This is a genomic window from Cellulomonas marina (genome assembly GCF_900111925.1).
Taxonomy (GTDB): domain Bacteria; phylum Actinomycetota; class Actinomycetes; order Actinomycetales; family Cellulomonadaceae; genus Cellulomonas; species Cellulomonas marina.
This window is the reverse complement of the sequence record NZ_FOKA01000003.1, coordinates 249,775-270,101: the sequence shown is the minus strand read 5'-3', so window position 1 is coordinate 270,101 and position 20,327 is coordinate 249,775. Positions and strand designations below refer to the sequence as shown.

The 20,327-nt window shown below is 76.9% G+C and carries 23 protein-coding genes; 16 read left to right on the top strand and 7 right to left on the bottom strand.

Going from position 1 to position 20,327, the window contains the following annotated elements; genetic code table 11:
- Positions 1-210: 210 nt before the first annotated feature.
- From BM048_RS05225 to BM048_RS05215, 3 genes are read left to right on the top strand one after another with little or no spacing between them, the layout of a single operon-like run.
- A complete protein-coding gene (locus tag BM048_RS05225) occupies positions 211-516 on the top strand; it encodes a WhiB family transcriptional regulator (protein WP_425319171.1) in 306 nt (101 codons plus the stop codon).
- Positions 517-530: 14 nt separating this feature from the next.
- Positions 531-689 (top strand): Sp36 family protein, encoded by a 159-nt coding sequence (gene sp36 / locus BM048_RS05220; RefSeq protein WP_090031222.1) that lies wholly within the window; start codon positions 531-533, stop codon positions 687-689.
- A complete protein-coding gene (locus BM048_RS05215) occupies positions 689-1,192 on the top strand; it encodes a RidA family protein (RefSeq protein ID WP_090031220.1) in 504 nt (167 codons plus the stop codon). Before sp36 ends, BM048_RS05215 begins: the two co-directional genes overlap by 1 nt.
- Before the next feature lie 47 nt (positions 1,193-1,239).
- Here the strand turns inward: BM048_RS05215 and BM048_RS05210 are convergent, their stop codons facing one another.
- Together BM048_RS05210 and BM048_RS05205 are read right to left on the bottom strand one after the other, a co-directional pair.
- Positions 1,240-1,917 carry a Crp/Fnr family transcriptional regulator gene (locus tag BM048_RS05210; RefSeq protein WP_090031219.1) on the bottom strand — a complete coding sequence of 226 codons (678 nt, stop codon included), beginning with the start codon at positions 1,915-1,917 and terminating at the stop codon, positions 1,240-1,242.
- A gap of 178 nt (positions 1,918-2,095) precedes the next feature.
- Entirely contained in the window at positions 2,096-2,647 is a 552-nt protein-coding gene (locus BM048_RS05205; RefSeq protein WP_090031218.1) for a hypothetical protein, read from the bottom strand.
- A 280-nt stretch (positions 2,648-2,927) separates the two neighbouring features.
- On the opposite strand from BM048_RS05205, the gene nth reads away from it, so the two are divergent.
- A complete protein-coding gene (gene nth, locus BM048_RS05200; protein ID WP_203708971.1) occupies positions 2,928-3,668 on the top strand; it encodes an endonuclease III in 741 nt (246 codons plus the stop codon).
- 40 nt (positions 3,669-3,708) lie between these two features.
- Here the strand turns inward: nth and BM048_RS05195 are convergent, their stop codons facing one another.
- Both BM048_RS05195 and BM048_RS05190 read right to left on the bottom strand, forming a co-directional pair.
- On the bottom strand, positions 3,709-4,668 hold the full coding sequence (locus BM048_RS05195; RefSeq protein WP_239079004.1) for an alpha/beta fold hydrolase: 960 nt from the start codon (positions 4,666-4,668) through the stop codon (positions 3,709-3,711).
- Complete coding sequence (locus tag BM048_RS05190; protein ID WP_090031214.1) at positions 4,665-5,387, bottom strand: winged helix-turn-helix transcriptional regulator; 723 nt, start codon at positions 5,385-5,387, stop codon at positions 4,665-4,667. The genes BM048_RS05195 and BM048_RS05190 overlap by 4 nt, the downstream gene beginning before the upstream one ends.
- Before the next feature lie 182 nt (positions 5,388-5,569).
- On the opposite strand from BM048_RS05190, the gene BM048_RS05185 reads away from it, so the two are divergent.
- Complete coding sequence (locus tag BM048_RS05185) at positions 5,570-6,316, top strand: hypothetical protein (protein ID WP_090031213.1); 747 nt, start codon at positions 5,570-5,572, stop codon at positions 6,314-6,316.
- A 16-nt stretch (positions 6,317-6,332) separates the two neighbouring features.
- On the opposite strand, the gene BM048_RS05180 is transcribed toward BM048_RS05185, so the two are convergent.
- Complete coding sequence (locus BM048_RS05180; RefSeq protein WP_090031211.1) at positions 6,333-6,695, bottom strand: DsrE family protein; 363 nt, start codon at positions 6,693-6,695, stop codon at positions 6,333-6,335.
- 202 nt (positions 6,696-6,897) lie between these two features.
- Here BM048_RS05180 and BM048_RS05175 point away from each other — a divergent pair, with 202 nt between their 5' ends.
- From BM048_RS05175 to BM048_RS05135, 9 genes are all read left to right on the top strand, one after another.
- Positions 6,898-7,464 (top strand): heme-binding beta-barrel domain-containing protein, encoded by a 567-nt coding sequence (locus BM048_RS05175; protein ID WP_090031210.1) that lies wholly within the window; start codon positions 6,898-6,900, stop codon positions 7,462-7,464.
- On the top strand, positions 7,461-8,594 hold the full coding sequence (gene ygfZ, locus BM048_RS05170; RefSeq protein WP_239079003.1) for a CAF17-like 4Fe-4S cluster assembly/insertion protein YgfZ: 1,134 nt from the start codon (positions 7,461-7,463) through the stop codon (positions 8,592-8,594). The genes BM048_RS05175 and ygfZ overlap by 4 nt, the downstream gene beginning before the upstream one ends.
- Positions 8,595-8,704: 110 nt before the next feature.
- On the top strand, positions 8,705-9,721 hold the full coding sequence (locus BM048_RS05165) for an FUSC family protein (protein WP_239079002.1): 1,017 nt from the start codon (positions 8,705-8,707) through the stop codon (positions 9,719-9,721).
- 28 nt (positions 9,722-9,749) lie between these two features.
- Positions 9,750-10,085: a DUF2516 family protein gene (locus tag BM048_RS05160; protein ID WP_308439550.1), complete on the top strand. Its 336-nt coding sequence runs from the start codon at positions 9,750-9,752 to the stop codon at positions 10,083-10,085.
- A 6-nt stretch (positions 10,086-10,091) separates the two neighbouring features.
- Positions 10,092-10,529, top strand: coding sequence for a D-aminoacyl-tRNA deacylase (gene dtd / locus BM048_RS05155; protein ID WP_090031207.1), 438 nt, complete (start codon positions 10,092-10,094; stop codon positions 10,527-10,529).
- 67 nt (positions 10,530-10,596) lie between these two features.
- A complete protein-coding gene (locus BM048_RS05150) occupies positions 10,597-11,337 on the top strand; it encodes a YqjF family protein (RefSeq protein WP_239079001.1) in 741 nt (246 codons plus the stop codon).
- A gap of 142 nt (positions 11,338-11,479) precedes the next feature.
- Positions 11,480-12,778 (top strand): cupin domain-containing protein, encoded by a 1,299-nt coding sequence (locus BM048_RS18610; protein WP_139224304.1) that lies wholly within the window; start codon positions 11,480-11,482, stop codon positions 12,776-12,778.
- A 10-nt stretch (positions 12,779-12,788) separates the two neighbouring features.
- Positions 12,789-13,925: a pyridoxal phosphate-dependent aminotransferase gene (locus BM048_RS05140; RefSeq protein ID WP_175499285.1), complete on the top strand. Its 1,137-nt coding sequence runs from the start codon at positions 12,789-12,791 to the stop codon at positions 13,923-13,925.
- A gap of 69 nt (positions 13,926-13,994) precedes the next feature.
- Positions 13,995-14,456 carry an acyl-CoA thioesterase gene (locus tag BM048_RS05135; RefSeq protein WP_090031201.1) on the top strand — a complete coding sequence of 154 codons (462 nt, stop codon included), beginning with the start codon at positions 13,995-13,997 and terminating at the stop codon, positions 14,454-14,456.
- Positions 14,457-14,485: 29 nt separating this feature from the next.
- On the opposite strand, the gene BM048_RS05130 is transcribed toward BM048_RS05135, so the two are convergent.
- Together BM048_RS05130 and BM048_RS05125 are read right to left on the bottom strand one after the other, a co-directional pair.
- Positions 14,486-15,403, bottom strand: a complete 918-nt coding sequence (locus BM048_RS05130; protein ID WP_239079000.1) for an HAD family hydrolase — start codon at positions 15,401-15,403, stop codon at positions 14,486-14,488.
- A gap of 46 nt (positions 15,404-15,449) precedes the next feature.
- The gene (locus BM048_RS05125; RefSeq protein ID WP_090031199.1) at positions 15,450-16,316 is read right to left on the bottom strand and encodes an aldo/keto reductase; all 867 of its coding nucleotides are present in this window, start codon (positions 16,314-16,316) and stop codon (positions 15,450-15,452) included.
- A 309-nt stretch (positions 16,317-16,625) separates the two neighbouring features.
- Here BM048_RS05125 and BM048_RS05120 point away from each other — a divergent pair, with 309 nt between their 5' ends.
- Together BM048_RS05120 and BM048_RS05115 are read left to right on the top strand one after the other, a co-directional pair.
- Complete coding sequence (locus tag BM048_RS05120) at positions 16,626-18,236, top strand: methyl-accepting chemotaxis protein (protein WP_090031198.1); 1,611 nt, start codon at positions 16,626-16,628, stop codon at positions 18,234-18,236.
- Between the two features lie 491 nt (positions 18,237-18,727).
- Positions 18,728-20,323 carry an HNH endonuclease gene (locus tag BM048_RS05115; protein ID WP_239078619.1) on the top strand — a complete coding sequence of 532 codons (1,596 nt, stop codon included), beginning with the start codon at positions 18,728-18,730 and terminating at the stop codon, positions 20,321-20,323.
- Positions 20,324-20,327: the final 4 nt, after the last annotated feature.

The window sequence follows — 20,327 nt, the reverse complement described above, 5'->3', positions numbered from 1 at the left end:
ACCTGCACGTCCGGCGACCTCCCCGCTGTGACGACGCTGCGGGTGTGACCGACCCGACAGGTCCGCGACGAGGTTCGCCCGATCCGGCCTCTCCCCAGGGAGGACCTCAGCCGCTACGGTCCGAACCGGACAGAACAGACCTGGCCGAGCCTCCCGGGGGCGGGAGGACCCGCACCGTCGTGTGCGCGGCAGGTCACCGAGGAGGCGCACGTGACGAACGTGGGGGGCGACGGCCACTGGACCGCGCTGGCGGCGTGCGGACGGGGGTACCCGGCCGACGCCCTGTTCGTCGAGGGGCCCGCGCAGCGCGAGGCGCGGGCGGTGTGCGAGGGGTGCCCGGTGCGGATGCAGTGCCTGGCGGACGCGCTCGACAACCGCATGGACTTCGGCGTGTGGGGCGGGATGACCGAGCGGGAGCGCCGCGCGCTCCTGCGGCGCCGGCCCGAGGTGCGCTCCTGGCGGTCGGAGCTGCTCGCCGACGGCGCCCCCGCCCTGGAGCGCGTCGGCGCCCGCTGACTAGGGTGGGCCCCATGGCCACCACCCGCTGGGAGTACGCGACCGTCCCGCTCATCGTCCACGCGACGAAGCAGATCCTCGACCAGTGGGGCGAGGACGGCTGGGAGCTGGTCCAGGTGCTCGAGGGCGGGACGGGTCTCGTCGCCTACCTCAAGCGCCCGCGGGAGGCCTGATGCCCACGGCGGCCGAGCGCCTGGCCGCGACCGGGCTCGTCCTGCCGGCGGTCGCGGCGCCCGTCGCCGCCTACGTGCCCGCGGTGCGCACCGGGCTCCACGTCCACACGTCGGGGCAGCTGCCCTTCGTCGACGGTGCGCTGCCGCGCACGGGCAAGGTCGGCGAGGGCGCGGGGCTCGTCGAGCCGGCGGTGGCGGCGGACCTCGCCCGCACCGCGGCGCTCAACGCGCTGGCCGCCGTGGCCGCGCTCGTCGAGCAGGAGGGCGGCCCCGGCGGGGCGGCGGCGCTCGACCGGGTCGCGCGCGTGGTGAAGGTGGTCGGCTTCGTCGCCAGCGACCCGGCCTTCGCCGGGCAGCCCGCCGTCGTCAACGGCGCGAGCACGCTGCTGCACGAGGTGCTGGGCGAGGCGGGCGTGCACGCGCGCTCGGCCGTGGGCGTCGCGGTCCTCCCGCTCGACTCCCCGGTCGAGGTCGAGCTCGTCGTCGAGCTCCACCCCGCCTGACCGTCCCCGCCTGACCGTCCCCTCCTGACCGTCCGAGCAGGGCGACCTCAGCGCGCGCGGCGCTCCAGCCGGTCGAGGTCCAGCAGGACGACGGCCCGGCCCTCGCGGCGCACCCACCGGCGCGCGGCGAAGTCGGCCAGCGCCTTGTTCACCGTCTCCCGCGACGCGCCCACGAGCTGCGCCAGCTCCTCCTGCGTGAGGTCGTGGGCCACCCGCACGCCCTCGTCCGTCTTCTCCCCGAAGCGCGTCGACAGGTCGAGCAGCGCCTTGGCCACGCGACCCGGCACGTCGCTGAAGACGAGGTCGGCGAGCGCCTCGTTCGTCCGGCGCAGGCGCCGGGCCAGCGCCTGCAGCAGGTGCTGCGCGACGCCGGGGTTCGCCTCGAGCCACGCGATGAGCTCCGCGTGCCCCAGCTCGAGGATGACGGCGTCCGCCACGACCGTCGCGGTCGCGGTGCGGGGGCCCGGGTCGAACAGCGAGAGCTCGCCGAACATCTCGCCCGGGCCGAGGACGGCGAGGAGGTTCTCGCGGCCGTCGTTCGAGCGGCGGCCCAGCTTGATCTTGCCGGAGCGCACGACGTAGAGCCGGTCCCCGGGCTCACCCTCGTGGAAGAGCACCTGCCCGCGCACGAAGTCGTGGGTCTTCATGCGCTCGACGAGCGCCGACGACGACTCACGGTCCAGGCCGGCGAACATCGGTGCGGTCAGCACCACGTCGTCCTGCAACGGACACCCCACCCTCTCCTGGTGACCCAGGGCAGCTCGCGGCGGACCGGACGTGCCCCCGCGGGTCCGGGTCCGCCGTGGGGTCCTGTGACCCCGGCCCCAGTGTGCCGCATGACACGTCCGCGACAGGGGCACCACGGGCACCCGGTCCGTCCGCCGTCACTCCTCCGGGTGGTCGTCAGGCGGGCGGCAGCGGGTCGGCCAGCGCGGACAGCACCTCCGCCGGGGCCGCCCCGAGCCGCTCCACCAGCGCGGCGGTGGCCTCGCGGAGCGCGCCCTCCACGCCGGCCTCGTACGCCGCGAGCCGGGCGTCGAGGTCCCGCAGGCCCGCGAGCCGCGCGCCGGGGGAGGTGGGGGGACGGTCCTGGTCCTCCGGCGACGAGGGGCTGCCGGCCCCGGCGGCGGAGCCCGACGCCGGGGGCCCGGCCGCGGTCCGCCCCGCACCCTGCGTCCCCGGGTCCGGCAGCCCGTCGAGGTGCCGCCCGGCCGCGGCGCGCGGACCGCCCAGCACGGCGAGCAGCTCCTCGGCGCGCGGCACCCCGACCGCGACGGCCGGCGGCAGCGCGAAGGCGGCCGCCCCCAGCGTGTCCGGCTGGGCGACGGCCGACAGGGCGACGTCGATCCGTGCGCGCACGAGCCGCCGCCACCAGGCGACGCGCACGAGCTCCACCTGCAGCGTCCTGCGGTCCAGCCGCAGGTCCAGCACCGGCTCCGCACCCGTCCGTGCCATGGGTCCCCCGTCCCCGGCCGCCGGGCACGGCCGTCACGCAGGGCCTCGGCGCCCCCCGCGTGCCGGCTGAGGGCGCCGGCCGCACGTCACCCGGCGGGTCGCCTGGCAGGACGCCCGTGCGGGTGGTCCGCCGTACGCTGCCCGGGTGGCGACGAGGGGCGGGGCGAGGGCGGCGAGCGCGACCGGCGCGACGGGCGCGACGGGCGCGACGGGCGCTGCGGCCGGCGCCGCCGGCACCGCGGGGGACGGCGGGTCCGCGCCGGTGCGCCGCGGCCCGGCGCTGACCGCCGACCGCGCACGCGCCCTCGCGCGCGAGACCCCGCTGGGCCGCACGAGGCGGGCCCGTCGCATCGACCGGGCGCTGGCGGAGCGCTACCCCGACGCGCGCTGCGAGCTGGACTTCCGCACGCCCTTCGAGCTGCTGGTGGCCACGGTCCTGTCGGCCCAGACGACGGACGTGCGGGTCAACCTCACGACGCCGGCGCTCTTCGCGCGGTGGCCGGACGCCACCGCCCTGGCGGCCGCCGACCCCGAGCAGGTGGAGGAGGTGCTGCGCCCCACGGGCTTCTTCCGCGCCAAGACCCGGGCGGTGATCGGGCTCAGCGCGGCCCTCGTCGAGCGGTTCGCGGGGGAGGTGCCGCCGCGGATGGCGGACCTCGTCACGCTGCCGGGGGTCGGGCGCAAGACGGCGAACGTGGTGCTGGGGAACGCGTTCGGCATCCCGGGCCTGCCCGTCGACACGCACGTCCTGCGGCTGTCGGGCCGCCTCGGGCTCTCGACGAGCGAGGACCCGCTCGTCGTCGAGCAGGACCTGTGCGGCCTCGTCGAGAAGCGGGACTGGACGATGCTGTCCCACCGGCTCATCGTGCACGGGCGGCGGACCTGCCACGCCCGGCGGCCCGCCTGCGGGGCGTGCCCGCTGCTGACGGACTGCCCGTCCGCCGGCATCGGGGAGATGGACCCCGACCGCGCGGCGGCCCTGGTCCGCAGCGGCCCCGAGAGCCGCGCCGAGGACGTCTGACCGTGCGTCCGGGCGTACGTCCGACCGTGCGTGACCGCGACTAGCCGACGGGGCTGACGTCGCGCAGCCACTCGAGCAGCAGCGCGGTGACGCGGGCCGGCGCCTGCTCGGCGAGGAAGTGCCCGACGCCGGGCAGCACCTCGTACCGGTAGCGCCCGCCGACCACGGCGGCCGCCGCGGACGAGAGCGGGGCGCGCGCCGAGGAGCGCAGCCCGTCCCGGGTCCCGTGGAGCTGCAGCACGGGCAGCGGCGCCGCCTCGCGCAGCCGGGCCACGTACCGCGCGCCGTCGGGCCGTACGCCCGAGCGCAGCAGCCAGCGCAGCTGCTCGAGCTGGCTGTGCGCGGCGAAGGGCACGCGCGCCGCCCGCCGGTAGGCCTCGAGCGTCGCGGCGTCGGGCCAGCCGGGCACGCCGCCCCACTCGTCGAGCAGTCGGGCGACGAGGTCCCCCGACGTCATCGCCCGCTCGGGCAGGCTCGGGAGCTGCACGAAGGCGAGGCGGCCCACGGCGGACGGGCGCAGCGAGGCGCCGGGCGTCCGCCGCGAGTCCAGCGGGTGCGGTGCGCCCAGCACGGCCACGCCGCGCAGGACCCCCGGCTGGAACGCGGTCATGCCCCAGGCGATCTCCCCGCCCGTGCCCGCTCCGACGACGACCGCGCGGTCGGCACCCAGCGACCCGACGACCCCGGCGACGTCGGTGGCGAGCGTGGGCACGTCGTAGCCCTGCGGCGGCTTGTCCGAGCCGCCGGTGCCGCGCACGTCCATCGCCGCGACGCGGTAGCCGGCCGCGGCGAGCGCCGGGAGCTGGTGCCGCCACGCCCACCAGTACTGCGGCACGCCGTGCAGGAGGACGACGAGCGGCGCGTCGTGGTCCTCGGGCCCGGCGAGCGCCACGTGGAAGCGCGAGCCGTTCGCCGGCACGAACCGGTGGCGCCAGGGACCCTCGACGAGGAGCGTGGCCGAGTCCACCGCCGTCACGGGCTCGACCGTACCGACGCTCATGCCTCCGCCAGCTCGGGGCGCTCCTCGAGGGCGGCGCCCCGGCGGTCCTTCGGCGGGTCGAAGCGGTAGCCGACGTTGCGGACGGTGCCGATGAGCTGCTCGTGCTCGGGGCCGAGCTTCGCGCGCAGGCGCCGCACGTGGACGTCGACCGTGCGGGTGCCCCCGTAGTAGTCGTAGCCCCAGACCTCCTGCAGCAGCTGGGCGCGCGTGAACACGCGCCCCGGGTGCTGGACGAGGTACTTGAGGAGCTCGAACTCCTTGTAGGTGAGGTCCAGGGCGCGCCCCCGGAGGCGGGCCGTGTAGCCGCCCGCGTCGATGGTGAGCTCCCCGGAGCTGATCTCCTGCGGGGCCTCCTCGAACACCGAGGCCGCCGCGCGCTCCATGACGAGCCGGAACCGGGTCTCGACCTCGGCCGGGTTGGCGGTCTCCAGGACGATGTCGTCGGCGCCCCACTCCGCGGTGACGACCGTCAGGCCGCCCTCGGTGAGGACGAGCACGAGCGGGACGGTCAGGCCGGTGGCGCGCAGGAGGCGGCACGTGGTGCGGGCGGTCACGAGGTCGCGCCGGGCGTCGAGCACCACGATGTCCGCGTCGGGCGCGTCGACGAGCGCCGACGGCTCCACGGGCAGGACCCGGACGCGGTGCGAGAGCAGACCCAGGGCGGGCAGCACCTGGGCGGAGCCGCCGGACGCGGGGGTGAGGAGCAGCAGATCTGCCACCGTCAGGCACCTCCTGCGGACGAGTGGGCACAGGCTACCGCCCGCCGTGCGCAGCACGGCCGTCACGTCCGCGTGCCGCTCGTCACCTGCCGTTCATCTGCGAGAATCCTGCCCGTGACCCGCCTGCGCGCCCACCTCCTCCCGCGCGCCCGGCCGACGGCGCCGGGGGCGCCGCGGACGCGATGACGCTCCCCGTGCGGGCGCTCGTCACCGCCGCGGGTGGGGCGCTGGTCGCGCTCGCGGGCCTGGGCGGCGCGTGGCCCGTCGCGGTCGTGGCGGTGGTCCTCGTGGTGGCCCTCGCGCTGGGGTGGCCGGTCCTGCTGGACGTCCCGCGCGGTGCCGGTCCCGGCGCCGTGGTGGTGGCGGGCCTGGCGGGCGTCGGCGCCGTCGTGGCGGCCGCGCTGGTGGGCGCCGGGCCCTACCTGCAGCCGGTGCCGGTGGTCCTCGCGGGCGCGATGCTGCTGGCCTTCGTCGCGCAGATGCTGCGGCGGGACGGGCGGCGCCGGCTGGTGGAGTCCCTCGCCGCGACGGTCGCGGGGGCGCTGCTGGCCGTCACGGCGGCGGGCTGGGTGGCGACGCAGCGCTCCGCGGGCGGCGAGGAGGTGGTCGTCGTCGGGGCCGCGGCCCTGGCCGTCGCGGCCGCCGTCACCGTCGTGCGGGTGCCGGCCTGGCTGACGGCGGTCCTCACCACGGGGCTCGGTGCGGCGGCGGGGGCGGTGGTGGCCTCGGGCGTGAGCACGGGCACGGGCACGGACCTCGTCGCCGGCGTCGTGCTCGGCACGGCGGTCGGGCTGCTCGTCGGGGCGCTGCACGCGCTGACCGCGCGCGTCCCGGCCGTCGCGGGCGCCCGGGCGGGTGTCGCCGCGGCGGTCCTGCCCGTCGTGGTGACCGGCACGCTCGTCTACGTCGTCAGCCGCCTGCTGGGCTGACCGGTCACCGGACCGGTCAGTAGACGAGCGCCTGCACGCCGTCGGCGAGCACCTCCTCGACCAGCGCCGCCGCCCCCGCGATCCGCGCGCCCGGCCGCAGGTCGTCCTGCACCAGGTCCCGCCGCGCCGCGCACTGCGTGCAGACCGTCACCGTGCCCCCGGCGAGCACGGCGGCGACGAGGTCCGGCACCGGGGCCGCGTGCGGCAGGACGAGCTGCGCGTCGCGCCCCGGGACGGCGAACCACACGGCCTCCCCGGTCAGCCACAGGCTCACGCGGGCGCCGGCCGCGACGGCGGTCGCCGCCACCGTCAGCGCCTGGTTGGCGGCCTCCGCGCGCTCGGGTCCGGCGGTGCACTTCACGACGAGGCCACGGGTCACGCCCGCAGCGTAGGGCGGGTGGCGCGGACCGCGGACGGCGGGGGCGTCGGACGGCCGCCCGGTCGTTAGTGTGGACCCATGGGCGCCCTCGAACTCTTCTACGTCGGACTGCTGGTGCTGGCGACGCTCGCGATCGGGTGGATCGCGGGGCTCGTCCTGTGGCGGCTCTACAAGGGCCAGCGCTGATCCGGGACGCACGGCCATGACGTTCGTGCTGCCCGAGGGGCTCGCGCCCGAGGTGTACCCGCTCGCCTGGCTCGTCGGCCGGTGGCGCGGGCCCGGGGTCGTCGGCTACCCCGGCATCGAGGAGGCGGCCTTCACGCAGGAGGTCGAGTTCGACCACGACGGCGGTCCCTACCTGCGCTACCGCTCGACCATCCGCCTCGTCGTCGCGCCCGACGACGTCGCCGGCCTCACCTCCGACGAGCCCGAGGCGCCCGTGTGGACCACGGAGACGGGCTACTGGCGCGTGCCGCCGGAGCGCCCCGACGGCCTGGGTGCCGACCAGCACCCGGTCGAGGTGCTGCTTGCCGACGCCTCGGGCCACGTGGGCCTCTACGTCGGCGCGGTCGGCAACGGCCGGGTCGAGCTCGTCAGCGACGTCATCGCGCGGTCCGCGACGGGCGCCGAGATCACCGCCAGCAAGCGGCTGTACGGCCTCGTCCAGGGCGAGCTCATGTGGGCCAACGACCTGGCGGCGTTCGGGCAGCCGATGCAGTCCTACGCGTCGGCGCGGCTCGCGCGCGTCGGCGACGAGGCCGCGGCGTGAGCGCCCCGGCGGACGTCCGGGCACCCAGCCCCCTGCTCGCCCGTCACGGCGCCGTGCCCGCCGCGGGCCCCGACGCCGGGGTCGCCTGGCACTACGGGGACCCGGTGGCCGAGCAGCGCGCGCTCGAGCGCGGCGGCGCCGTCGTCGACCAGTCGCACCTCGGCGTCGTGCGTGTGGCCGGGCCCGACCGGCTGACCTGGCTGCACTCCATCACCTCGCAGGACCTCACCGCCCTGGCGCCGCGCACCTCCACGGAGCTGCTGGTCCTCGACCCGCACGGGCACGTGGAGCACGCGGCGGGCGTGGTCGACGACGGCGAGGCCACGTGGCTGCTCACCGAGACGGCGCCCGCGCTCGCCGCCTGGCTGGACCGCATGCGGTTCACGCTGCGCGTCGAGGTCGTCGACGTGACGGCCGACTGGGCCGTCCTCGGTGAGCCGGTCGACGCCGAGGGCGCCGCCGACGAGCCCCTCACGTGGCGCGACCCCTGGCCGCGCACGGCCCCCGGCGGCACGCGCTACGGCGCCGACGACGACGCGCACCCCGGCGCGGACCGCCCGTGGCGGCTCGTGCTGGTCCCGCGCGCGTCGCTCGACGAGGCCGTCGCCCGTCGCGAGGCCGCCGGCTGGACGCTGGCCGGCACCTGGGCGGCCGAGGCGCTGCGGGTGGCGGCCTGGCGCCCGCGCGCGAGCCACGAGGTCGACCACCGCACCATCCCGCACGAGCTGGACTGGCTGCGCACCGCCGTGCACCTGCACAAGGGCTGCTACCGCGGGCAGGAGACGGTCGCGCGCGTGCACAACCTGGGCCGTCCGCCGCGGCGGCTCGTGCAGCTCCACCTCGACGGCTCCGGTCACCTCGTGCCCGAGACCGGCGCGGCCGTCCGCACCGCCGACGGCCGCGAGGTCGGCCAGGTCACGACGGTCGCCCGCCACCACGAGCTGGGCCCCGTCGCGCTCGCGGTGATCAAGCGCTCGCTGCCCACCGACGTCGAGGTCCTCGTCGACGCGGACGGCGGCCCCGTCGCCGCCGCGCAGGAGGTCGTCGTGGCGGGGGAGGGCGTGTCCGTCGACCGTCCGCCGGCCCGCGGTCCCGTCGCGCGCGGTCTCGGCCTGCCGCCCACCCGGTGAGCTCGCGGGCCGCGGCAGAGCGCCGACCCGGGCGCAGCGCGGCCTCGCTCACGGCGGCCCGGGCGCGGGGCCGGCAGGGGGTCGCGCGCGTCCGGTCCTCCTGGGTCCCCGTGCTGCAGGCCGCGGTGGCCGGCGGCGTGTCCTACGCCGTCGGGCTGTACGTGCTGGGCCACCCCGCGCCGTTCTTCGCGCCCGTGTCGGCGTGGGTCTGCCTCGGCTTCACGCGGGACCGGTCCGTGCGGCGCGTGTCCGAGCTGGCCGTCGGCGTGGCGGTCGGCGTGGCGCTCGGCGACCTCGTCGTGCACCTCATCGGCACGGGCGCCTGGCAGATCGCGGTGACGCTGTTCGTGGCGGCCCTCGTCGGGCGGTTCCTCGACCGGGGCGTGCTCTTCACGACGCAGGCCGGCGTGCAGGCGATCGTCATCGTCGGGCTGCCGGTGGGCACGGCGACGGGTGGTCCGCTGGGGCGCTGGACGGACGCGCTCGCGGGCGGGCTCGTCGCGCTCGCGGTGGCGGTCCTGACGCCGACGGACCCGCGCACGCACCCCCGGCGGCACGCCCGCGACGCCCTGCTCGCGCTGGCCGACGTCCTGCGGGTGCTCGCGCGCGGCCTCGACCACCGGGACGTGGACGACGTCGAGGACGCCCTCGTGCTGGGCCGCACCTCGCAGCCCGCGCTCGACGGGTGGCAGGAGACCGCGGGCAGCGCGCACGAGCTCGCCCGCCTCTCGCCGGCCGGGCGCCGGCACCGCGACGAGCTGCGCGCGCTCGCCGCCGACGCCGTGCTCGTCGACCGGGCGATGCGCAACACGCGCGTCCTGGCGCGGCGCTCGTCGGCCACGCTCACCGCCGAGCAGGTGCACGACGTGGGGGAGCTGGCGGACGTCGTCGCGCAGGTGGGCGCCGCCGTGGGCGAGCTCGCGCACGACCGCGCGTCCGGCCGCGACCCCGAGGGCCCGCGCCGCACGCTGCACGCCGCGGCGGAGCGCCTGGACCCCTACCGGCTCGGCGCCGAGGACTGGCAGGTCCAGGGGCTGGTGCTGCTGGCGCGCTCGCTCGTCGTGGACCTGCTGGAGGCCGCCGGGGAGGGGCCCGTGGAGGCGCGCGCGGCGCTCCCCCCGCTCTAGCCGCCCCTCGACCCGTACCCTCGGGGACGTGCAGCTGATCGCCTGGGCCCAGACGGCTCTGTTCTTCGTGTTCTACCTGGCCATCTTCGTGCTGTCCGTCGTCGCGCTCCTGGACCTGCTGCGCCGCCCGGCGACCGCGTTCGTCTCGGCCGGGAAGCTGACGAAGGGCAAGTGGGGCGCGATCCTCGGGGTCGCGACCGCCGTGGCGTTCATGGCGCTGCCGGCGCCGCTGGGCCTCGGGCTGCTCGGGTTCCTCGCCATCGGGGCGGCGGTGGCGGCCATCGTCTACCTCGTCGACGTCAAGCCCGCCGTGTCCCCCTACCGGGGCCGCGGCGGCGGGGGCGGTCGGCCCGGGGGCTGGTAGGCCCGCGTGCGCGCCGTCGTCCAGCGGGTGCTGCGCGCCTCGGTCACGGTGGGCGACGAGGTCGTCGGCGCGGTCGACCGGCCCGGCCTGCTCGTCCTCGTCGGCGTCACCCCGGGGGACGGGCCGGCGCAGGTCGCGCACGTGGCCCGCAAGGTGGCGGAGCTGCGCATCCTGCGCGACGAGCGGTCGGCGCTCGAGGCCGGTGCGCCCGTCCTCGTCGTCAGCCAGTTCACGCTCTACGCCGACACCCGCAAGGGCCGGCGGCCGACCTGGAACGCGGCGGCTCCCGGGCCGGTGGCCGAGCCGCTGGTGCAGGCGGTCGTCGACGACCTGCGCGGGCGCGGGCTCGAGGTGGCGACGGGCCGCTTCGGCGCGGACATGGCCGTCGAGCTCGTCAACGACGGGCCCGTGACGATCCTCCTCGAGAGCGCCCCGGACGCCTGAGAGGCGGCTGCGCGCGGACGGGTGAGCGGTGGCGCGTCCGCCCGCCGCACGCGTGAGGATCACGCCCGTGGAGACCACCCGCCTGCTCGACGGCTACCCCGTCGACGCCCCCCGGCTGACCGGGCCCGTGCTGCTGGACCAGCGCTGGGAGGATCTGGCGTTCGTGCACCGGCCGGTGGCGCCGGCGGCGGTGGCGCGGTTCTTCCCGCCGGGCACGCGGCCGGACATCGACGCCGACGGCCGGACGTGGGTCGGCTACGTGCCGTTCCGCATGGCCGGGGCGGGTTTCGGGCGGGGGCGGCCGGTGCCGTTCTTCGGGTCGTTCCTCGAGACGAACGTCCGGCTGTACTCCGTCGACGACGCCGGTCGGCACGGCGTCGTGTTCCGGTCGCTGGACACCGAGCGGCTGGCGGTCCTGCCGTTCGCCCGTGGGGTGTTCGGCACGCCCTACCTGTGGGCGGCCATGGACCTGACGCGGTCCGGGGACGTGCTCACGTACACCACACGGCGTCGGTTCCCCGGCCCGCCGGCGCGGTCGCGCCTCGTGCTGCGGGTCGGGTCGGTCGTGGAGCCCACGGACCTCGAGGTGTGGCTGACCGCGCGGTGGGGCCTGCACTCGCGTCTGCGCGGGCGCACCTGGTGGGTGCCCAACGAGCACGACGCGTGGCCGCTGCACGCGGCGGAGGTGCTGGCGCTGGACGACGACCTCGTCGCCGCGGCCGGCGTCCGTCCCGAGGGGGCGGCGCTGCGGGCCCTGTGGTCGCCGGGCGTGCGGACGCGGTTCGGGCTGCCGGTCAGGGTGCGGTGAGCAGGACGCGCCGAACAGGACGTGCCGAACAGGGTGCGTTGGACAGGGTGTGGTGACCAGGGTGCGCTGATCAGGTGGTCCGTCCGGCGGGTGGGGCGTCCGCGGCTGCGCGCGACGGCGACGAGGCCCTACGGTCGGGGCCATGAACGCGCCGGGAACACCCCCCGACGGCACGGTGGACGGCATGGTGGACGGGACGGTGGACGCGTCCGGGCACGGGCCGGTGGGCACCCTCGCCGAACGCCGCGACCTGCGCCGCCGGGAGCTGCTGGAGCGGGTGGCGGACCACGTCCTGGCCGTCGGCATGGGCGGGGCCTCGCTGCGCAGCGTCGCCGCGGCGACGGGCTCGAACAACCGCATGCTCCTCTACTACTTCGGCAGCCGGGAGGCGATGCTCGCGGCGGCCTACCCGGTGGCGGTCGCGCGCTTCCCCGGCGTCCGCACGGCGCTCGGACGTCTGCGCGACGCGTCCGTCCCGCTCGAGGAGCGGCTCCTGACGGCGTGGACGATGCTCGGCGACCCGGAGAACCGGCCCGTCATCCGGCTCTTCTTCGAGGTGCTCGGGCGGCTGGAGTACGAGCCGACCGAGGTGGGTTCGGCGGTGCTGGTGCGCGCCGACCATTGGGTGGAGGCCGCGTCGGACGCCTTCGAGGCGGAGGGCCTGCCGCGCGACGACGCGGCCACCCTGGGGCTGGCGGTGGTGAGCGGCTGGCGCGGGCTGCTCGTCACCCTGCTCGCCGGTGGGGACGCGCGACGTGCGGACATGTCGGCGCACTCGCTGGCCACGTCCGTGGCGGAGCTCGTCGGGTCGTGGGGCCCGACGACGACGGCTCTGGATGTGAACTGGGTCACATATGCGCTGAGAAGTAGCGCGACGTATGAACCGACCGGTTCAATGGTGCTCGGCGCGGACGCGCCGTCCGGACCCCCTGACCCGGGCGGCACGTCCGCACCGTCCGCCGCGCGGGTGGGTGCCACCGGCGCCGCGGGGAACCGCTCGAGCAGCGTGGCGGCCACCCCCGTCGTCGCCGGGGCCCTGCGCCGGGCCCGCGTGCCGACCGGGAGTCCGGCACGGCCTGCTCCGAGACGCGACCACGTCGACGGCGGCCGGGTCCGCACGACGTGGACCTCGCCCCACGCCACTCTCGTCGAGCTGGTGCTGGGCGCCGGCGAGTGCTCCGGCTGGGGCGCCGCCGCCGCCGAGGAGGTCTGGCTGTGGCAGGGGCCGACGCCCGTGGCGCTGCAGGCCGGGGGGACGGGGTCGTCACCGCAGCCCGGGGACGTGCGGGTGCTGGGCGACGACGCGGCGGCCGGCCAGGTGACGCAGGCCGTGGTGCCCGCCGGCGGGTGGCGGCGCACCCTGCCCGCGCAGGGCGACGTGCGGGTGACGCTCCTGGTCACCGCGGCCCCCGGCGCCCGGGCCGAGGACCGGCGCGCGTAGCCTGCCGGGCGTGCCACGCCTCGCCCCGCACGCCGCGACCATCCCCGGCTCGCAGATCCGCCTCGTCACGGAGCGCGCCTGGCGCACGCCGGGCGCCGTGGTGCTCAGCGTGGGGGAGCCGTCGGCGCCCACGGCACCGCACGTCCTGGCGGCGGCGGCGGACGCCCTCGCCCGCGACGACACGGGGTACACGCCCAACGCCGGCATCCGCCCGCTGCGCGAGGCCCTGGCCGCCGACCTGTCGTCGTCGCACGGCCGTCCGGTCGAGGCGGACCGTGTGTGGATCACGGCCGGCGGTGCGCAGGCGCTGCACCTCGGGCTGACCCTGACGCTCTCCCCGGGCGACGAGGTGCTCGTCCCCGACCCGGGCTACCCGCCGTTCGCCATGACCGCGCACCTGCTCGACGCCCGGCCCGTGCGGTACCGCCTCGACCCGGGCGACGGCTTCCTGCCCGACCCGGCGGTCGTCGAGGCCGCGGTCACGTCCCGGACGCGGGTGCTGCTGCTCAACTCGCCGTCGAACCCGCTCGGCACGGTGCTGCCCGCGGACCGGACGGCCGCCCTCCTGGACGTCGCCCGGCGGCACGACCTGTGGGTGCTGTCCGACGAGTGCTACGCGCGCCTGACGTTCGACGTCCCGCACGTCCCGCCGGCCGCCCTCGACGAGGACGACCGCGTGCTGACCCTGCACTCGTTCTCGAAGACGTACGGCATGACGGGGATGCGGGTGGGGGCCCTCGTCGTGCCCGCCACCGCGCTGCCCGTCCTGGGGTCGGTGCAGGAGTCGGTCGTCTCCTGCGTCAACACGCCGGCCCAGCACGCCGCCCTCGCGGCGCTGACCGGGCCGCAGGACGGGGTGGAGGAGGCGCGTGCGACGTACCGGCGCCTGCGCGACGTCGTCACCGGCGTCCTGGCCTCCGGTGGCATCCGGGCCCTGCCCGCCGCCGGCGGCATGTACGTCTGGGCCGACGTCGGCGACCGCGCGGGCGGTGACGTGCTGGGCTGGTGCCTGCGCCTCGTCGACGAGCACGGGGTCGCGCTCGCGCCGGGCACAGCGTTCGGCTCCGGCGGCGAGGGGTGGGTCCGGATCTCGTTGGGCGCGTCGGAGGCCGACCTGCTGACCGGGCTGGGACGGGTCCCGCGCTGACCGCCGGCCGTCGTGCCCGGTAGCGTGCCGTCGGCGCGGGAGCCGCGCGCGACCCGGGGGAGGGGCGACGTGGACGAGGGTGCCGGACGGGCCGCACGCGGGCGCTTCGAGCTGCGCGTGCGCTGGTCGGACGTCGACCTGTTCGGGCACGTCAACAACGGGGCGTTCCTGCGCTACCTCGACGACGCGCGCTTCGCGGTGCTGCCGACGATGGGCGTGGACGCCACTGGCCGGCTGACGGACACGATGCTCGTCGTCGTCAAGCACGAGATCGACTACGTGGCGCCGGCGCCCTTCCGGCCCGAGCCGCTGGCGGTCGAGCTGTGGGTGCCGCGGATCGGGCGGACCTCGGTGGACATCGCCTACGAGGTCCTCGACGCGACGGGCGACGCGCCGGCCACCTACGTGCGGGCGCTGTCGCGGATGGTGCAGGTCGAGGCGCTCACGCAGGCGCCCCGCGCCTTCGACGAGGAGCAGCGCGGGCTGCTGGGTGCGTGGTCCGGGCCGGGGCCGGTGCTGCGGGGCTGGTGAGCGTCAGGCGATGAGCACGGCCGGCGGCGTCAGAGCCCGGGGACGTCGAGGTCGAAGGTGGCGGCCAGGGTGCGCAGCACGCCGTTGACGTGGTTGCCCGGGGCGATGAACCGCGCCGCCGCGCGCACGTCCGGGTGCGCGTTGTCCATCGCGACGCCGTACCCGACCGCGCGGAGCATGCGCAGGTCGTTGAGGTAGTCGCCGAAGGCCATCGTCTGCGCCGCGGTCACCCCGAGGGCGTCCTGCACGTGGCGCAGGCCGACCTCCTTGTCCGCGTCGGGGTGCATGAGGTCGACCCAGTGCTGCCCGGAGACGAGGACGCGCAGCCCGCCGGCCACGTCCGCAACCGCCGCCGACGTGCCGTCCTCGACGTCGCCCGCGTCGAAGACCGCCAGCTTGAGCACGACGTCGTCGACCGCGAGCACGTCGTCCACGTGCTCGACGAGCGCGTAGTGCGCGTGCACCGAGCCGAGGAACGCGGCGCTGCCGCCCTCCACCCAGGCGGACCGGGCGCCGCAGACGACCACCCCGACGTCGCGGCCCGCGGCGGCGAGCGCACGCACGGCGTCGACCACCGCGGCGCCGCTGCCGTCCGGCAGCGGCTGCGTGCCGAGCACGGTGTCCCCGCGCACGACGAGGCTGCCGTTCTCGGCGATGAACGGCAAGCCGTCGCCCGTCGAGCCGAGCAGCACCCGGAGGTTGGCGAGCTGGCGGCCGCTGGCGGGGCAGAAGGCGATCCCTCGCTCGGCCAGGGCGGCCACGACGGCGGCCGTCGCGGCGGGCAGCCGCTTCGCGGGGTCGAGCAGCGAGCCGTCCATGTCGGTGACGACGAGGCGGACCGGGGTCGTCAGGGGGATCGCCGGGGCGGCGCCCTCGTCGGGCAGCGCCGCGGCGGGGACGGCCTCGTCGGGCAGGGCGGTGCCGGGGACGGCCGGGGAGGGGGTCACGTGCCCATCCTCCCAGCCGTCCCCGGACGATCCGGCCCGCCCGGCGTCAGCGGACCGCCGCGTCCAGCCGCGAGAGCTCGGCGGGCGTGAGGACGAGGTCGGCGGCGCGCACCGAGTCCTGGATCGTCTCGGGCCGGCTGGAGCCCGGGATCGGCACGACGACGTCGGACTGCGCGAGCTCCCAGGCGAGGGCGACCTGCTGCGGGCTGACGCCGTGCTCCTGCGCCACCTCCGCGAAGGCGGAGTGCTGCCCGCCGAGGTCCCCGGCCTTGGAGATGCCGCCGAGCGGGCTCCACGGCAGGAACGCGATCCCGAGCTGCGCGCACAGCTCGAGCTCGGGGTGCGAGGACGTGAAGGCGGGGGAGTACTGGTTCTGCACCGACACGAGCCGGCCGCCGAGCACCTCCTGCGCCTCCGCGATCTGCGCGGGGTCGGCGTTGGAGATGCCGGCCATGCGGATGGTGCCGGCGTCGAGCAGCTCGGCCAGCACGCCGACGGAGTCCGCGTAGGGCACGGCCGGGTCGGGCCGGTGGAACTGGTAGAGGCCGATGGCCTCGACGCCGAGGCGGCGGGCGCTGTCCTGCACCGCGCGGCGCAGGTGCTCGGGGCTGCCGTCCTGCGTCCAGGAGCCGTCGCCGGGGCGCAGGTGGCCGCCCTTCGTGGCGACGAGGACGCCGTCGGTGCTGCCGCCGTACGTGCGCAGGGCCTCCGCGACGAGCTCCTCGTTGTGGCCGACCTCGTCGGCGTGCAGGTGGTAGGCGTCGGCGGTGTCGATGAGCGTGACGCCCGCGTCGAGCGCGGCGTGCACGGTGGCGAGGGCGCGCTCGCGGTCCGGGCGCCCCTCGATGGACAGGGGCATGCCGCCCAGGCCGATGGCGCTGACCTGCGAGTCCCCGATGCGTCGTGCCTGCATGCGGCAAGGAGAACCCGTCCCGGGGACGTGCGCACCTCGGGGCGGCGTGGTGAGACGCGGCTCTCGTCGGGCAGCCCGACCGCCCAGCCGGACAGGCGGTCGCACCGGGCGGGGACGCAGGTGCCCCCGGTCGCGCAGGGGGGCGTGCGACCGGGGGCGAGAGGAACTGTAGGGCCTCGACCTGTGTGCTGGTGCCATGTGGCGCGACCCGACCGGGTGACGGGGCGCCACCGCGCTCACGGTGCCCCCTGTCCGGCCGATGGGCCCTCCTGAGCAGCAGCACGACGTCCACCCCCGAGGAGCCCCGCGATGAGCACCGACACCGTCCGCCGCCGTTCGGTGCGCGACCTCCCTGTCGCCCTGAAGATCCTGTCCGCCGTCGCCGTGGCGGCCCTCGTCGCCGTCGTCGTCGGCGTCGTGGGCATGGCCAGCGTCGACCGGACGCGCACCTCGACCGAGGAGCTGTACGGCAAGGGTTTCACCGGCCTCGCGGCGCTCGGGGACCTGCGGGCGTCGCTCTACCTCATGCGCACCTCCATCGCGAGCCAGGCGCTGGCCCACACCGACGAGCTGATGGACAAGTACGAGGCCGACTTCGCGTCGCAGGCAGGGGAGGTCGAGGAGGCGCTGGCCGACTACGACGCGCTCCCGCTGACCGACGAGCAGCAGGCCCTGCTCGACGACTTCGCGATGCAGTTCGCGGCCTACCGCGACGTCGCGACGGAGGAGCTCCTGCCCCTGGGCCGGGCGAACGACATCCCCACCTGGATGGAGGTGCGTGAGTCCCAGGCCACCCCCGTCGTCAAGAAGGCGATCGCGGACCTCGAGGGCCTCGTGCAGTCCCAGGTCGACGAGGGCGACGCCCTCGCCGTGGGCGCCCAGGCCACCGCGACCACGTCCCGCACGGTGGTCCTGGTGACGCTCGTCGCCGGGCTGCTGCTGGCGGTGGGCCTCGCGGTCGTCGTCGCCCGCGCCATCACCGGCAACCTGCGGCGCGTCCGCGACGTGACCGACGCGCTCGAGGCGAACGACCTCACCGTCCGGTCCGGCCTGACCACGGGCGACGAGGTCGGCGTCATGGGTCGCGGCCTGGACCGCGCGGCCGAGAGCCTGAAGGGTCTCGTCGGGCGCATCGAGACCTCCGCCGTCTCGCTGGCCGGGGCCGTGGAGGAGTTCTCCGCGACGACGACGCAGATCGCCGCCTCCGCGCAGGAGACCTCCGCGCAGGCCGGCCTCGTCTCCGCCGCCGCCGAGCAGATCAGCCGCAACATCCAGACCGTCAGCACGGGCTCGGAGGAGATGGGCAGCTCCATCCGCGAGATCGCCCGCAACGCGACGGACGCGACGAAGGTCGCGACGCAGGCCGTCGAGGCCGCGCAGGAGACGACGACGACCGTCGCCCGCCTCGGCGAGTCGAGCCGCGAGATCGCGGACGTCGTCAAGGTCATCACCTCCATCGCCGAGCAGACGAACCTGCTGGCCCTCAACGCCACGATCGAGGCCGCGCGCGCGGGCGAGGCCGGCAAGGGCTTCGCGGTCGTCGCGGGGGAGGTCAAGGAGCTCGCGCAGGAGACGGCGAAGGCGACGGAGGACATCGCCCGGCGCGTCGAGGCCATCCAGTCGGACACCGGCTCGGCGGTGCACGCCATCGAGGGCATCTCCGAGGTCATCTACTCCATCAGCGGCTACCAGTCGACGATCGCCGCCGCCGTCGAGGAGCAGACCGCGACGACGAACGAGATGAACCGGAACGTCTCCGAGTCCTCCACGGGTGCGCAGGACATCGCGCGCAACATCCTCAGCGTCTCGGGCGCGGCGGAGATGACCTCGACGGCCGTGGGGCAGGCGAGCACGGCCGTGGCCGAGCTGGCGCGCATGTCCGCCGACCTGCGGGGCGTCGTGCAGCAGTTCCGGGTCTGACGCGGGTTCGGCGGGCAGGGCCGGCGGAGGACCTCGGAGCGTTGGCCGGTCGCGATCATCTGCCGCGACGGTCCATGCCGCTCGGAGCCGGTGGCCGGGCCTGCCCCTGACGTGATCCGCCCGCCCCTGTCCACAGCCGCCCCCATCGGGAGCCCCGGCCGTGTCGGTGGCTCGGTCTACGGTGGGCGGCATGGCGGAGAACGGCGCGAAGGCGCAGGTCAGGAGCGGTATTGCTGCTCCTGACGCTGCCGTGCCGGCGGCTCTGACGGCCGTGCCCGACGAGGGGGTGGCCGGTCAGGTCGCCGCGTTGCGGGCGGTCCTGGCAGGGGTGGCGACGCCGGTAGGGATGCCGGTGCCTGCAGACGTCCTGGTGCCGCCGGCATCGCCGGAGGGAGCCGGGCCCGGAGGCGCTCGGACCGGGGCGGCGGTGGTGCTGCCCGGCGGCGCGGAGGGGTGGGCGTTGCTGCTCGTTGGAGGAGCTGAAGTCGGCGGTGCGCGCGAGGCAGGCGGTCCTGGCGGTGCGGCTGGACGCCCAGGAACGGGCCCGGCAGGCCGACGCCGGGGTCCCGGCGGCGCGGCGTGGGCGGGGTGTGGCGGCGCAGGTGGGGTTGGCGCGGCGGTGCTCGCCGCACCAGGGGCAGGTCCTGCTCGGTGCGGCCACGGCGTGGACGGAGATGCCCGCGACGTCGCGGGCGTTGGCGGCCGGCGCGGTGGACGAGTGGTCGGCGGTGCTGCTGGCCCGGGAGACGGCGTGCCTGCAGGTGATGGACCGGGCGCGGGTCGACGAGCTGGTCTGCGGGGACCTGACAGGGCTGGAGGGGCAGGGCCCGCGGCGGCTGGTCGCCGCCGCCCGGCGGCACGCGGCGGGGATCGACCCGGGTGCGCTGGTGCGGCGGGCGCGGCGGGCAGCGGGCGACCGGACGGTGACGTTGCGGCCGGCGCCGGACACGATGACGTACCTGACCGCGCTGCTGCCGGTCGCGCAGGGCGTGGCCGCGCTGGCGGCGCTGCAACGCCACGCCGACGGCCTGCGCGCGGGCGGGGACACGCGGGGACGGGGGCAGGTCATGGCCGACACCCTCGTCGAACGCCTCACCGGGCAGGTCACCGCCGAGCGGGTACCGGTGTGCCTGAACGTGGTCCTGCCCGCGACCGCCCTGACCGGCGGGGCCGAGGCCGGCCTGCTGCTGGAGGGCGGCACGGTCCTGCCCGCCCCCCTGGCCCACGACCTGGTCCTGACCGCCGCCGGCAGCGGCACCAGCACCGACCAGCAGGCCGCCGGCGCCACGGCCGAGGGTGATCCGGCATCGGCGTGGGTGCGGCGGTTGTACGCCGATCCCGGCGGGACGCTGATCGCCTCGACCAGCAGCTCACGCCTGCACCCCGACGCCCTGGCCACGCTCGTGCGGGCCCGGGACGGCGGGATCTGCCGGACCCCCTGGTGCGACGCGCCGGTCCGGCACACCGACCACGTCATCCCCGCCGCCGACGGCGGACCGACCGACCTGCCCAACGCGCAGGGGCTGTGCGTGGCCTGCAACCACGCCAAGCAGACCCCCGGCTGGTCCCAGCACCTGGTCCCCACCGCCACCGGGCACACCGTCACCACGACCACGCCCTGGGGCATGAGCGCCACCAGCACCGCGCCACGCGCCCTGCTCCCCGAGGCGCTGCCCGCCGCGGTCGAGCAGCCGACGTGGGGCGAGCCGCCGATCGTCGCGGCCCGTCCTGCGCTACCGCCGTCCCTCCTGCCCGAGCCCTTGCCGCCCGAGCCAGGTCCTGCGCTCGTGCTGCCTAGGAGCGCACCGCCCGTGCCGCTGCTGCCCGCGTCCGTGCTGCCCGGTGCCCCGGCACGGGGCCGCGGCGCGTTCGAGGCGTCGGTGGTGCGTGCTCACCGTCGCCGACGGCCCACGGGCCGCGTCCGGCGGCGTCGAGGGCGCCCCGGTCCACGTCCGGGCATGCGCGACGCCGCGGTGCACCTGTCGACACCCTCGGCGGTCGAGCGGTGCCTGCGGGCGCTGGTCGGCGACCTGATCGGCGAGGGCACCGGAGGCCGCGGCAGCAGCCGGGGGGCGGAGGGCGGCTGACCGG